Genomic DNA, 13,872 nt, shown 5'->3' on the forward strand with positions numbered 1-13,872 from the left:
TCCGTTTGGCTGAAACTCACCTATTATTGTCTAATTTGCGAATGTCAGCCAGTGATGAAACCCTTACATTACCCCTATTTCATCATTTAAGGGCAACTCATGTTCTGGCTTCTGCTCATTGTATTTGGCATTCTCTCTGGGATGACTACGGTGTTATTTGGTTTCGGTGGTGGTTTTGTTGCGGTGCCGCTTTTGTTTGCACTCACCACGCTGTCATATCCATCAGGATCTCTCATCGGGCAATCGGCGATGCACATAGCTGTAGCGACATCGACTGCCACCATGATTTTTGGGGCCGGTTTAGCCACATTGCGGCGCCATCAGGAGGGACAATTGCGATGGAAATATGTACGGCCATTATTAATACCCCTGGCTGTCGGCGCAACAGGCGGGGCGGTAACGGCGGCGGCAGTCAGCGGCCCATGGATCAAAGGGTGCTTTATGGTCTATATCGGCCTTACCGTCTTTGATGCAGTATTGCGTCCAGGGTTTATTCACGAATCACACGCCCGGTTCCGGCCATTAAGCGCTCGGGCAAACCTCTTCGCGGGACTAACAATGGGGGGGGTAGCGGCTTTTCTCGGCGTAGGCGGTAGTGTAATGAGTGTCCCGATGATGCGCCGACGCGGTGCGTCCATGTCTGAAGCAAGTGCTCTTGCCAATCCGGTGTCGTTACCCATGGCAGTGGCGGGAACGTTGGTTTATGTTTTTTTAGCGTGGCGCGGCCAGTCCTTAGGAAATGGGTTCGTGGGTTACATAAATTTACCGGCACTAGCAGTCCTTGTCGCGGGGTCGTGGTGCGGGATTTATCTGGGAGCCCCGCTTCTAAGCAAAATACCAGATGGTGCGCATGCGCGATTATATCTCGCTTTATTGATTCTGATGTTTGTCGTGCTGTTAACGACATAGACAAATGACGGGGCAGGGTGCAAAAGGAAACGACGAGACCCTCTTGTTCACTTCCCTCATGTTTTCATCCGCTGCGCACAGAAGACATGGCGTGAGGGAAGTGTCGACCGAAAATGAGAGTCAACTCAAGTATCACCTAAAGACGCTATTATAACTCTTTCCAGGGCCCGGGATAGATGATATCAGTTTTCACGGGTTCGACTCCCTGGTTCCACCATTTTGCTTCCCAGTTCTTAGTTTTCCAACTCACTTTGTCATGAGCGACATAAATTTCTTTGGGGTCCCAGATTGGATAGGTTGCTGAATGATCGGGAGTAACGAGGAGATTATGAGTGACGCTAGCTTGATTACCCAGTGAGTCAGAGACGGTAAGCTTCATAGTGAAGTCCTGTGATTGTGTGACGGCGGGTGCGCTAAAATGTAATATTGACTGATTAAGTGTCTCTGCCTCGAAACATTCCGGTATGTCCCAATCATAGGTGGTTATATCAGCAACATTTGAGGTTGATTTCGCAGCCGATAAGACTATTTTTTCATTTTCAATTGCCGCGGTTGGTCCGTCGATTACGGCCTTAATGATTGGGTTCTTTTCCTTTAAGTAACGAATTGCGGCACTCACATTTGGCCTATGCCCAATATGGTAGGATGCCCCTTCCGCATAGCCTGTGTCTTTGATCAGTTGCCTGATTTCCTGTGAGCTAAGATAAATGCCCAGATGACCTATCGCATAAGATTGGATTAAGGCTAACGCTCCCGAGCTTAATGGCGTCGCGCTTGAGGTGCCCGAAAAATCCTTTGAATAATTACGATCATTGCCTGGTAATTTTTGTAGCGAGCCGTAGCCTGTCGTGACTACGCTCCAATCACCCCATGAGTTGATGAGTGAGCTTGAATGATTATAGTTTGAAAAACTGCATCGACTCCCATCATGATGGGCAGATGCGCCGATAAGCGTACTTCCATTGTCTCCATACTGATTCATATTACCTAAAGCCATACTGAGATCTAAACCACCATTGCCCGCAGCCAAGATGACGACAACCCCATTGTGGGTTAATGAATTAATTCTATCCCACCATGCTCTGCTATCCGTCACCGGAACCAATTTATCTCCTACCTGCAATTGAATATCTAAACTCACAATATCCCCTGGAATGGCGTCACGAACGATAAGATCTAAGTCACCTGTGTCATAGAAATAGTAGTCGGACCCATAAGCAATACCCGTAACGCCAAACTCCTTTTTAGCTGCGGCAATACAACCAGTGGAAGCAGTGCCATGATTACAGTCTTCTGTTTCACTCCGGCTATGAACCACGGTGATGTTCCCTTTCAGGTTTTCATGGTTGGCATAGACGCCGAAATCAAGATGTCTCACCGTGGCGGCTTGACCATTTTCACCTTCATCCCAAACTGTACGAACATTCATACCTTTAATGTTTGCAGACGTTGGGTCTAAATATGTTTGTAAGTGATTAAAACAAGGCGTTTTATAATAATCTGTTTCTGATTTCTCATTAACGCCACCTTCGTCTAGGGTAACGAGTGTCGGGGCTAAATTAATGGGAGTGATATTTTGGATGTCTGGGACAACACTGCAATAAGTGACGTAATCGAGTAACTCTAGTTCTTGAGCAATGAGGACAAGCGTATCATATTCACGGTAAGGCGCTGTTTTATAAACGTTGGGTGAAATATCACCTAATAGATGATTAAAGTTCAGTTTAGAGAAAACAATGTTACTTAAGCTTAAGGTTACAGAGGTAAATTTTGTCATTTCTGCTTTCAAACGTTCTAAATCACTTTCTTTTTCTAATTTTACCTGTAAATAGTATTTGTCTATGCCGTCATAGCGTTTGTATGTTTCTTTTGTCAATTTACTGGTTGTGGTGATGCTATTTGAGCCATTTGGTTGTAGTGCAATTGAAGGCGACACATCAATAGTATTAGATCTCAAAATGACGGACAGCTTATGATTAATATTTGTCGTCGCAATGGCGCCATATTGACCATAACCCTGGTTTTTGAATACACAGGTTGGCCCTTTCAGGGTCGCAACATCACTTCCATGTTTCTGCAAGGTGATCATGCAACTCTCACACTCACCCAAACCCGTTGCTTTGACATAGATGTTGCCGTCAAAGATATTGCTATGATAAATATAAAGTGAAGGCTGTTTCATGTGACACTCCTTGTGTGTTAAAAACATGACAGTCTCATATTTATCAGTTGCAATCTTTAGGATGATGTTGGTTGTCTAACCGCACATGAAGTCGCGCTGTTTTAATGTAAAAAAGAGGGAGGCGAACCGGTCATATGAGGAAGAAAGATCACAAAAAATCCGAGGTCAATGCCATACTGCACGCGAAAAGAAAATAATTTTAAGCGCCTTAAGTAAGCAATGGCTCAAGCAAAGGAGGCGATAACATCAATGACGATTCAGCCATGTATATTGAAAATAAAGTGCGTCGCCTCACGATGGATGAGTGATGCATCCTAAAGGTGTCGAATTTAGCATCTTTGTGTACCGCCATTCGTTGTAGTCAAAACGTAATCGGATAATCGGTAATGAAAAGTCGCTACACCTACCGCCATTTAAACACAGATCCTAAATTGGTCTCTCTTTAGCACAGTAGGCGCCGCCATGTTTTATTGATGGTATCAGAGCGAGAGCGCTTTCATGCCAGTGGAAGATAAAAGGGTGCTGCCGAGACATCTAAAACAGGTTTGTGGTGTAAGCATTGACCTCATTAATCAATGCTGATGCTGCAATGTCGCGCCTTACATAGTGTTACATCCAGAATTAGTTAACAAAATAACGACAAAAAAGGATGTTTTACTTCTGCCGCGAAAACCTTAGCGTTTATCAGGAATACTCAATGCCTGTTATTGCTGCGGGCATTTCATTCAGTTTACTCTCTCCCCTTTTACGATGTTAAAGGATAATCCGTGATCACACCGCATTAGGCTCTTTAGGAATTTGACACATTCATCTCGATATTGATATCTGTTATATTGGTTTAAAACCGTTACAGCATTAAAGGATGTATACGCCTGATGATTAACCGTTTCATTTTCGTCGCCTTTGCGGCAACTTTTGCCCTGACGGGTTGTGCCAAAACGGCTGCTGACAAGCCAGCAACCGATTTCTCCAAGGGTGCGACGGTTGTCAATGTCACCCATCTCGAAGCCCTTTCTGCCGATGGCTCCTCTATTTATGTTACCGTCGATGGTAACGATGCTGGCGCGTTAGGCAGAGGAGATAGCCTGGTGCTGCATGTACCCGCGGGTAAACACCAGGTTGGAGGATATGCCCGCTCGCTGGTTGGGCACGTTTCCGTCCCGCCGGTGGAAATTACCACCACCAGCCAAAGCATGAAACACGTGGCCTATACGGTGAAAGCCACCAAGCCGACATTTACTGAATTGCCTGACGAGCCGCTACCCCAGCCCCAAGAAAAACCGAAGGCAACTGAAGCCGCGCCGGCGACGCAGGCCACGACGGAAGCAACTCCGGCCGATACTATCACGTCCCAGGCCACTTCCACACCGGCCGACACTAGCACGTCCCAGGCCACCTCCACCCCGGCCGACACTAGCACGTCGCAGACCACCACGACGCCGGCCGACACAGGCACGTCGCAGACCACCACGACGCCGGCCGATACTATCACGTCCCAGGCCACTTCCACACCGGCCGACACTAGCACGTCGCAGACCACCACTACGCCGGCTGATACGAGTACGTCCCAGGCCACTACCCCTTAATGACCGGGTTACCCATGATTTGGCAAACCATCGAAACGTCTTGAATCATATTTCCCACATGCGGATCGTTTTAGCCTCTCAGGCTCGTTACCATTCACCAATATTCGGGATGATGAATACTCCCGTTTCGCGGTAGAGAGGGGGGCATAATTCAGGTTCAAACTGATGTTGCCTCCACCCCCTCAAAAAGCGGAATCCTGGCAAAGTCACTCTGCCAGTTTGTGGGTGTCGTTTACTAAAGCGTTGGCGCAATTTCCATTTAATAAAATCGCATTCGCGATGACATTGAACAGATGATCTACCCGCGGCGCAAGCGAGGGTTGGTCATTGATCCACGCGAGGGCGCCTACCAGCGCAAACAGATCGGCGCCGTCGATATCGCCGCGCGCCACTCCCTGGGCCTGAGCGCGGGCCAAAAGGCGCGCCCCCTTGGCGCGCATCGTAACGCAAGAAGCATGAAGCGCGGAATCCGGGTCCTCAATGGAGGCCACCATGGAAGCAATGACGCCGCGGTGGCTATGCGCGACCGCGACGGTTTCACGCAACCACAACACGAGCGCATCGTCGGCTGAACTCGACGTCTCTAAAACCTCTGCCCTGGCCGTTAGTGCGTCGAAACTTACCCGTAACAAAGCTTCAAGGAGTGCTTCGCGGGTTGCAAAGTGGCGGTAGAGCGTACCGAGGCCGACGCCGGCCTTACGGGCGATGTCGCGCAGCGATGCATGGGCGCCCTGGTCGGTGAACACCTCCCGCGCGACCATAAGTAGGTGGTCGTAGTTCTTTCTAGCGTCTGCTCTCATAACCTTCACTTGACAAAGCGGAACACTGCTCCATATATTTGGAGCGCTGTTCCGTTAACCTTAACCTAATTATGTCGAGGGAGAAAGCCATGCCAATTCAGACAATGAAGGCGGTGCGATTACATGCCTATGGCGGCCCGGATGTGCTGCGCTATGAGGAAGCCCCTTTGCCTGGGCTTAAGCCGGGAGAAATACGCGTTCGTGTTCATGCGGTGGGTATCAATCCGCCTGACTGGTATTTGCGCGAAGGATACAAAACGCTACCGCCGGAGTGGCGTCCGTCTATCCCCCTGCCGGCCATTCCGGGCTCGGACATATCGGGCATCATCGAGGCAATCGCCCCTGATGTTCGAGATTTCACCGTGGGCGATGAGGTTTTTGGCATGATTCGTTTCCCGAGCTATGGGGAAAGCGCCGCCTACGCCGAATATGTTGCTGCGCCGGCGTCTGACCTGGCGCGCAAACCCGCCGGCATTGATCATGTGCATGCCGCGGCAGCACCGATGGCGTTGCTGACCGCGTGGCAGTTTTTAGTTGAGCTCGGGCATAATCAACCCAACCCGCTACAGGCGCAGGTACATCAGCCGGTAGCGCTTGATGGCAAGACGGTGCTGGTAAATGGTGCCGCGGGCGGTGTCGGGCACTTTGCGGTACAGATTGCGAAATGGAAAGGGGCGCACGTCATCGCGGTAGCTTCTGGTGCCCATGCGGCGTTCCTGCGGGAAATCGGCGCGGACCAGGTCATCGATTACACCCAGGTCGCGCCCGAGGAGATCGTGCAAGATGTTGATGTTGTCCTCGACACGCTCGGCGGTCCAACCACGGGTCGGTTTTTGCGCACGCTCAAGCGCGGCGGCGTGTTGTTTCCGGTGTTCCCTCTCGGTTTTTCCGGTGCCGACGAGGCGGCGAGGCGGGGTATAACGGTGTCGGCGACCCAAGTGCGATCGAGCGGTGCCCAGCTCGCGCTTTTGGGAGAACGGCTTGCGGCGGGGACGCTTCGCGTCGCTATTGATAGCATGTTTGCGCTGGCGGATGCGCGAAAAGCACATGAGCGTGCGGCGCGAGGACACATTCAGGGCAAAATCGTGCTTACGGTCGGATGAATCAAGGTTGCTCAACACGTTTAACGTGCGCCGGCTTGAATGCGCGAGCGGCGGCTTTAAGCCCCTTGGATTCACGCAAGTTGACAGGGCGTTTTCAACCCGATTCCTTCACGGTATCCTAAGGTGCGCGCGCCGCGCCGGCCCTAGGTGAGAGGAGATTCACCGGCGATACGTGATGGGCCTGTGTCATGATGTCCGTGTATTCTGTCACAAACGATCGGTATCCTATCCCCTTAACGATAATGGCTATGCCATATTTCGCCGATAGGGTTTATCGCCAGCGGCTGCTCGGGACAACGTTGACTTGGGCCAGCGCGGAATGAAGCGCAATTAGCAATAAAAGGTTCTGATCGCCTGCAACGCGAGCGGTATTGCGCGTGCAGAGACGCCTCTACAAGGGCAATTCAGTCGATATTTTTACGGTCTGCATCGGAATGTCGGTTTTGACATTCTGTACGCCGTTATGCCGGGTGAGATGAGCCATTTGAAAGGTTCGATAACCCTCCATATTTTCCGCGACCACCCTGAGCAGCGCATCGCATTCTCCAGCCATGATGTGGCATTCCACCACGGGCGGGAGCGCTCTCATGGCCTGGACGAATGTACCGACCGTTTCGGCGTCCTGGGCTACCAGAGAAATGCGGGCAAAAACGGTAAGGCCAATCCCCACCTTAGCCGCATCGAGTAATGCTACATATCCTTTGATAATGCCCTGGTCTTCCAGACGTTTTACCCGGCGCAAGCAGGGCGATGGGGAAAGGCCGACACGAGCGGCAAGATCCTGGTTTTGCAGGCGCCCTTCGGCCTGCAGGGCGCAGAGAATGGCGCGATCAATCTTATCCAGACCAGTTGGCATAGATTACCCTTGAAATAGGTATTGTGTGAAATTGAATGCCAATAATGGCGCCAGGTGAGGGAAATTCGCAATCTGCTGTGGGCATATTTGCAGTAAAATTACCCGTGAGTTTATCGAGTCATAGGCTGCATCACGGTTCATTGCTTTTCTCTCACGTGTACGGAGTGACTTTAGTAATGAAAGAATTCACTGAGGAAACTGAAGGTTGCGGCAACGGCGCGGCGCTGCTGCTTGATGTCCTGGCTGCCGAAGGTGTTGAATTCATTTTCGGAAATCACGGTACCACTGAAATGCCACTGATGCACGCCCTAAAGGGGCACCCGCAACTGCAATATATTTTAGGTCTTCAGGAAACGGCGGTGGTCGCGATGGCCGACGGCTATGCCCAGGCCAGCGGGAAGCCTGCTTTCATCAATCTGCATACCGCCGGCGGACTTGGCCACGCCATGGGGGCGTTATTACATGCGCACGTCGCCAAGACGCCTCTGCTCGTCACGGCGGGGCAGCAGGATACCCGGCACGGTTTCACCAACCCGCTGTTGCACGGGGATGTTCTCGGCGTCGCCGCGCCGGCCATGAAGTGGGCCCGCGAGGTTTCGCATCCGGATCAACTGTCTCCCTTGATAAGGCGTGCTCTCCAGGACAGCCAAACCGTGCCACGCGGTCCGGTTTTTCTTTCGCTGCCCGTTGATGTCCTTAACCGACCCGTTAACGTCCGCGCCGGAAAGGGCTCATGTATCAACCGGGACAGCGTCGCCGGGGGACTGGAGGAATTGGCCAGCGCATTGGCAGACATTTCTCCCGTTCGGCTTGCCATTATTGCGGGAGATGAGATTACACAGAGTGCGGCCAACGCGGCGTTTGACAGCGTCGTCGCTGCGTTGGGGGCGAAGGTATTCGGCCCTTCGTGGCCTGGTTCTATGGCGTTTGCGCCAACCCATCCGTTGTGGCAGGGGAATCTGCCATCAGATGCTGCCGGAATGCGCACAGTGCTGTCAGAGTTTGATGCCGTGTTCGTGGTTGGCGCTAATCCCTTCATTTCATACCTGTATACCGACGGCCCCTCGGTCCCTGCCCACTGTGCATTGTTCCAGCTTACGGAAGATGGCGGCGAGCCGGGAACAACGTTTGCGACTAATATGGCCTGCGTCGGCAACCTCAAGGTTTCCTTATGCGCGCTGTTGCCTATCTTAACGGCTAAGATGGCGGTACATCGTAAGCAAATCGCGTCACTCTATCGGGAAGCCTCGGCCGCGCGCCGTGAGCGATTGGCGGCAATGGAAGAGCGCTATCTCGCTGAGAAAGACTGTACCCCGATCACGCCATTCGTCGCGGCCGGAGCAGTGCTAGCTGCCGTCGGCGCTAATGTCGCCATTGTCGATGAATCCCCCGCCACGATGTATCACGTTCGAGCCTTCCTTGAGCGCAACGCAATACAACGCTACTTCTTTATGCGCAGCGCCATCTTGGGCTGGGGACTGCCCGCAGCCGTCGGTGTTTCATTGGGTCGTAAACGTGCGCCTGTGGTCGCGTTGCTCGGTGATGGATCTTCCCTTTATAGCCCGCAGGGGCTTTGGACGGCGGCAAAGCAGCAACTGCCGGTGACTTTCATTATTATGAACAATGCCGAATACAATATTCTCAAGCGTTATTCGGTTGCTCAAGGTTACGAAGCGGGTACGATCCCGGGCATGGAAATCAATGATCCAGCCATCGATTATAGGGCGCTGGCTACGGCGATGGGGGTGAAGTCGCGGCGGGTGACCTTAAGCTCAGAGATCAGTGACGCGGTGAGGGAAGCCGTCGCATCTCTCGAACCTCGCCTCATCGAAATTGTTATCGGCGCAGAATGATAGGCGAATGATTGCAGGTAATGCGCGGTGAAGATCTACCGGACCTTTACTGGTTAGGTTTGCACCAGCGGATCATTCTCATGGTCCATAGGCGGTGACGGCCTGGGCAACGGCATTCGACGCAGGTTGCTGACGGCAATAGATTCGGCGTGCGGGCCGGTTATTATCGAGTTACATAAGAAGACCCCCTTACGGATATCGCCTAGGCCATAACTTGAGCCGCAATCCCGTAAGCATAGAAAGGGGAAGGAACTGCATTTCCTTGCCTCACGAGACCCAGCAAACTAGGGGCCCGACGCGAAAGGCACCAGCATGATCATCGTCATAATTAGTACGTAATGTAAGACGTTATCGCACGCTGTCATTAGTTACAACATACTAAATATTTTTGCTGAATTTCAAGACAGTAGAGCATAATATTTACACCACAATACGCGCAACCCGCTTCGTAAATAACGCGGTTGTCATAGATTATGCATTGCGAAAACATAAGGCAATTCAGCCGAGCGGGAGCGCTCAGTGCTGGTCACTTTATCATGACTTTCAATGATGTGGATGTTACAGCTCGTACTGCGTACACTTACGCTCCGTGGCAGGCACGAGGCGGCACTTGCGTGTTCAGTGCATCGTCTTATGGCCGTATTGCGAGCGAGGAGCGTGCGCTGGCCTGATGAAGAATAACTCTTTAAGTTACGGTGTCACCACATGAAGTGGTAAGGCTAATTATTAGCCAAAACAACCTATCACTGTCGTTATGTTAGCCTTTTTTCATCATTGTTTAAATTTAGTTTAATAGTGCTGTTGCCAACTATTGTCCGATGGCGGATATAAAACTAAGGGTTAAACAGACGTGTATGCTTTCGCGGCTATGACATAGGTTGAACGATTAGGCTAGCCGCGGCCAGATGCTGATCCACGTCATTACAGTAAACTGCTCACTAATAAAAGCGCTAGGGGTGATACCACTAAAGGAGTTTGCGATTACGTTCATGAACTCGATGTTTGTAGAGGTTTTGACGGCAGTAATCATAGGTAGGGTCGGGTTTAAAACCGCAGCAGCGCTACTCGCTCTTTTATTAAGATAAGGTCTAGCGCATAACGTCGATTGCCAGAATCATTACCGGTTCATCGGCTAAAAAGAAGGAACCCAGCTTCAGCAGAAAAGTCAAACGGCAGGACCATTCCCGCTGAAAAATTAATCAATGACAGTCTGAAAATTATGCACGTCTGGGGGAAGGGGAACGCCTAACGCTTCGATAACGCGGCAATGATAACACAAGCGACACATCATTAATACATTGAATATCAATCTCTTTTTTTGGGATGAGTGCAACTTGAGGTTTAGATGAGAAAAGATTTACTAATCGTAATATCCCTGTTCCAATTGAGCGGATGTACTAGCCAATGGATCATGAACAGGCCAACGGCCGAAGATTTTTCTTCTGCACGATATGCTTGTGAAGCACAGTCTGAAAGCAAATTTCCTGTCAAAAATGAGGTGGCACAGCGTACTGTTTACTCACAACACTATGAGAAGTGTAAAAAGAAAGAGGATTGTGATGGTAAAAAATATACAACCATAGAACGTCCAGAAACGGAAAGCTATGTCATGGATGTCAATAAAGACAGCCGGAACAGCGAGTTTTATCGGTGCATGCGCCAAAAAGGATGGGAAAAAGAAATTAAATGGCTTTAAAAAGAACCCGGATGAAATATTGAGGTAATGCACATAAAAAACGGCCCCAGCGCGTTTGATGTAGCGCTTTTATAATCCCTGGGGCCAACGCTCTGGACGGTTATTGCCGCATAGGGCATTCAAGGCCGGAAAGATGAATAAACTCATACCGTCTTTACGCTACTATTCGCTGCGCTGGGTGCCCGATAGATTTTAAGCGTCGCTTGCCTTCTTTTCCATTACAACCGCGTTAGCCCGTAAGGGTAATTTACGATATAGCGTGAAATGGCTTCCAATAGGCAAGGTAGCTTACGTAGGTATGTTATACCTTGCGGCGGGCTCTCTGTTGAACACTCCCTGAAGAAGTTTATTTGCCGCAGCCTGATAATCAAGCAGCAGAGACTCATCGTGCAGCGACGGCAGGGTCATAAATTCACCTTGGTCTAAACCCGATAGCGCCGCATCGACACAATTCTCGGTCGACATAACCATGCTTTCAGGCAGGGGGTCAAGAGCCGCGCCGCCCGCGACATCCCAACCTTCGGAAATGACGACGCCCGGCAAAACGAGCTGAACGCGAACCCCCGAGCCCTCCACAGCGTGCTGAAGAATCTGGGTAAATTGCAGGACATAAGCCTTGGTGGGGCCATAAACTGGCACATCGGGGTAGGGGGCGAAACCGACGCCGGAGCCCACGTTGACGATGACGCCGGCATTACGCTCCCGAAAACGCATCAGCGCCGTTTTTGACAGCGCCGTCAATGCGGTAATGTTGAGCGCGATCATGCTGTTGATCAATTCTAATGGCGTATCCGACAAAGGCCGAAGTGCGGAAAATCCTGCATTGTTGACCAAAAAAGAGAGGGATGAGTCAGTGTTAATCCGTGCGATCGCAGTAGCAAGTCCTGCCGGTTGAGAAAGATCGGCCACGAATACGTCAGGTTTGATCGCGAAGCGTTTCTCTAAATCGTTTGCAATTGCCTGCAAACGATCTTCCCGCCGCGCGATGAGAATAAGATCATAGCCGCGCGCGGCGAGCCGTTCCGCATAAAGCTTGCCGATGCCGGATGATGCGCCGGTAACGACCGCCGTACCCGGTTTGTTGCTGTTGTTAACCTTCAAGCCAACCTCCTCGGAGCTGTGTTTTGTCGGTACTGACATCGTTGATGGTATAGAGCGTATACTAGATGTCAATTAGGCACCTGAGGTATACCAAGTATCTTCATGGAGACCCCCATCCGCGACACTTCGCCCGCTGGAGCGTAACGGCTGGTCAAACTCAGCGTCACCCCGCCTTCCCCCCTTAAGGTCGAATCGGCGATTACCTGTTTAAAAAAAGACATGGCAGCCGCGGTTTGTAGCGTTCCAAGATTTGGCCGAGCAGCACCCAGGCGATGTCGTAGAGGCCCAGCAGAGCGTTGAAGAAGGAGGCGACTGACGTTGGTTACGACCGAAGCTCGAGCAATTAACTATAAGGCTTTCGAGGACAAATCAGTCGCGCTAGAGGTGTCCTGGTTAAGCTCATCGATTATAGAGAGAATTTTTTGCTCCAATTCTTTCAATTCACTGTATTCTATATTCGCCTGTCTGTATTTCTCATACAGAGAACGATAGTTGATAAACGCTTTTTTATTGCTTTCGGAACTGTAAATTTTTTCGCCATAAACCATTCTTCTACCGGTCATCTCTTTGAGGTGATTGTAAGCCCGGTCAGCCTCTTGAGCACGGGAGCTGACGTTGGCCTTAGCCGCGGCCAGATCTTTTCTCAGGGATCTTAATCGGTCAACCATTACTCTTATTGCCTCCTCATCCGAAGCCGATGTTGCGGCCGCCTCTGCGGTTTGTTCGCTGTCTGTCAAAGAATGATCTTCATACGCCATTTTTTCATTTTCAATCAGACCCGTGTCTGAGTTTGCTACACCGGCGCTATTTTCAGGTTGATCCATCACAATCGAAATATCGTCTCGAGGTAAATTTTCCAGAGCGGCGATATCATGCTGAGTGTTGTCACTCTTTTGGGAAGAATTTGAATAAGCCCCTACCGCTCCTTCGGAGACACTTAACATAGCACTCGCACCAGCGGCCGCAATTTTATTAGCAGCGGCTTTTCCAACGGCCGCTGCGCCCAGCGCGACCACTCCCGTGCCGGCGACCACGCCTGCTGTAATTAATGCTGTTTCAGTCGAGATTGCCGCATTATTCAATGGCGGTTTTTCCTGGCCCACCTGATCCTTTTCGCCAGTTAATCTTTCTCGTTCCGTCGCCAGCTTAGCGATAGAAGCAATTTCCTCTATCTCTATGTTATTTCTATATTTATCAGACGCGTTGCCATACGTGTCAAGCATGCTGAAAAGTTTTAATTTAATAAAATCCCGGAGGCTTTTCCCCAAGTCTTCTCCTCGCAAAAAGTCGCTTTGCAAGGTCTGTAGCGCATCGCTGACAATACTGGCTAAGTAATTTGCATAAGCGGAGAATCTCATTATATTATTGTAATTCTCTATAAATTTATCATTCATCTCCTGCGAAATCACTTCTTCAGCTAACATTATTTCTTTATGGTTTTTTTGCATGGCTTTCTCGAACAGGGAGGTGGTTTCCGCTGCATGAGTGGCCGCCGCAATGAAGCCAGAATAGATATACGCTTCTAAACGTGTTTTTGATGAAGGCATATGTTCATTAAGGAAAATAACGGCTTTATAGGCTTCATCTAATGTATATTCAGCTACCTCAATTTTATGTGAGAAGCAGTCTTTTGCTATCAGTTCCTTTTTTCTTCCCGCCGTACCACTGATTTCAATATTCATTCCATTCCTCCATTTGGATAGTTAACCACACACCTTCTTGCACACTTGGTGGTTGCGGTTTTATCATGGATGCTCAATGATAATCCTTTTTTCGCTATTCTAAA

Annotated in this window: 10 protein-coding genes; 5 read left to right on the top strand and 5 right to left on the bottom strand. The window is 50.3% G+C overall.

What is annotated here, in order from left to right; translation table 11 throughout:
* Positions 1-99 precede the first annotated feature (99 nt).
* A complete protein-coding gene (locus SANT_RS21970) occupies positions 100-909 on the top strand; it encodes a sulfite exporter TauE/SafE family protein (protein ID WP_025424377.1) in 810 nt (269 codons plus the stop codon).
* A gap of 148 nt (positions 910-1,057) precedes the next feature.
* Here SANT_RS21970 and SANT_RS21975 read toward each other — a convergent pair whose 3' ends face one another.
* A complete protein-coding gene (locus tag SANT_RS21975; RefSeq protein ID WP_025424378.1) occupies positions 1,058-3,091 on the bottom strand; it encodes a S8 family peptidase in 2,034 nt (677 codons plus the stop codon).
* 1,088 nt (positions 3,092-4,179) lie between these two features.
* On the opposite strand from SANT_RS21975, the gene SANT_RS24640 reads away from it, so the two are divergent.
* Complete coding sequence (locus SANT_RS24640; RefSeq protein ID WP_200867314.1) at positions 4,180-4,677, top strand: hypothetical protein; 498 nt, start codon at positions 4,180-4,182, stop codon at positions 4,675-4,677.
* Between the two features lie 206 nt (positions 4,678-4,883).
* On the opposite strand, the gene SANT_RS21985 is transcribed toward SANT_RS24640, so the two are convergent.
* Complete coding sequence (locus tag SANT_RS21985; protein WP_025424380.1) at positions 4,884-5,477, bottom strand: TetR/AcrR family transcriptional regulator; 594 nt, start codon at positions 5,475-5,477, stop codon at positions 4,884-4,886.
* Between the two features lie 89 nt (positions 5,478-5,566).
* Here SANT_RS21985 and SANT_RS21990 point away from each other — a divergent pair, with 89 nt between their 5' ends.
* Positions 5,567-6,580, top strand: a complete 1,014-nt coding sequence (locus tag SANT_RS21990) for an NADP-dependent oxidoreductase (RefSeq protein ID WP_025424381.1) — start codon at positions 5,567-5,569, stop codon at positions 6,578-6,580.
* A gap of 391 nt (positions 6,581-6,971) precedes the next feature.
* Here the strand turns inward: SANT_RS21990 and SANT_RS21995 are convergent, their stop codons facing one another.
* Positions 6,972-7,436: an Lrp/AsnC family transcriptional regulator gene (locus SANT_RS21995; protein WP_025424382.1), complete on the bottom strand. Its 465-nt coding sequence runs from the start codon at positions 7,434-7,436 to the stop codon at positions 6,972-6,974.
* Between the two features lie 176 nt (positions 7,437-7,612).
* Between SANT_RS21995 and SANT_RS22000 the strand changes: the two genes are divergently transcribed.
* Positions 7,613-9,289: a thiamine pyrophosphate-dependent enzyme gene (locus tag SANT_RS22000; RefSeq protein WP_025424383.1), complete on the top strand. Its 1,677-nt coding sequence runs from the start codon at positions 7,613-7,615 to the stop codon at positions 9,287-9,289.
* Between the two features lie 1,345 nt (positions 9,290-10,634).
* A complete protein-coding gene (locus SANT_RS22010; protein ID WP_040133572.1) occupies positions 10,635-10,985 on the top strand; it encodes a hypothetical protein in 351 nt (116 codons plus the stop codon).
* A 288-nt stretch (positions 10,986-11,273) separates the two neighbouring features.
* Here SANT_RS22010 and SANT_RS22015 read toward each other — a convergent pair whose 3' ends face one another.
* Together SANT_RS22015 and SANT_RS22020 are read right to left on the bottom strand one after the other, a co-directional pair.
* A complete protein-coding gene (locus SANT_RS22015) occupies positions 11,274-12,086 on the bottom strand; it encodes an SDR family NAD(P)-dependent oxidoreductase (protein ID WP_025424385.1) in 813 nt (270 codons plus the stop codon).
* Positions 12,087-12,433: 347 nt separating this feature from the next.
* On the bottom strand, positions 12,434-13,768 hold the full coding sequence (locus tag SANT_RS22020) for a hypothetical protein (protein ID WP_025424386.1): 1,335 nt from the start codon (positions 13,766-13,768) through the stop codon (positions 12,434-12,436).
* Positions 13,769-13,872 lie beyond the last annotated feature (104 nt).

The sequence above is a fragment of the Sodalis praecaptivus genome (assembly GCF_000517425.1).
Lineage (GTDB): Bacteria > Pseudomonadota > Gammaproteobacteria > Enterobacterales > Enterobacteriaceae > Sodalis_A > Sodalis_A praecaptivus.

Excerpts from the sequence above, each read along its gene's own strand:
- SANT_RS21970 (WP_025424377.1), top strand. The coding sequence starts at position 100 with ATGTTCTGGCTTCTGCTCATTGTATTTGGCATTCTCTCTGGGATGACT.
- SANT_RS21975 (WP_025424378.1), bottom strand. The coding sequence starts at position 3,091 with ATGAAACAGCCTTCACTTTATATTTATCATAGCAATATCTTTGACGGC.
- SANT_RS21985 (WP_025424380.1), bottom strand. The coding sequence starts at position 5,477 with ATGAGAGCAGACGCTAGAAAGAACTACGACCACCTACTTATGGTCGCG.
- SANT_RS21990 (WP_025424381.1), top strand. The coding sequence starts at position 5,567 with ATGCCAATTCAGACAATGAAGGCGGTGCGATTACATGCCTATGGCGGC.
- SANT_RS21995 (WP_025424382.1), bottom strand. The coding sequence starts at position 7,436 with ATGCCAACTGGTCTGGATAAGATTGATCGCGCCATTCTCTGCGCCCTG.
- SANT_RS22000 (WP_025424383.1), top strand. The coding sequence starts at position 7,613 with ATGAAAGAATTCACTGAGGAAACTGAAGGTTGCGGCAACGGCGCGGCG.
- SANT_RS22010 (WP_040133572.1), top strand. The coding sequence starts at position 10,635 with ATGAGAAAAGATTTACTAATCGTAATATCCCTGTTCCAATTGAGCGGA.
- SANT_RS22020 (WP_025424386.1), bottom strand. The coding sequence starts at position 13,768 with ATGAATATTGAAATCAGTGGTACGGCGGGAAGAAAAAAGGAACTGATA.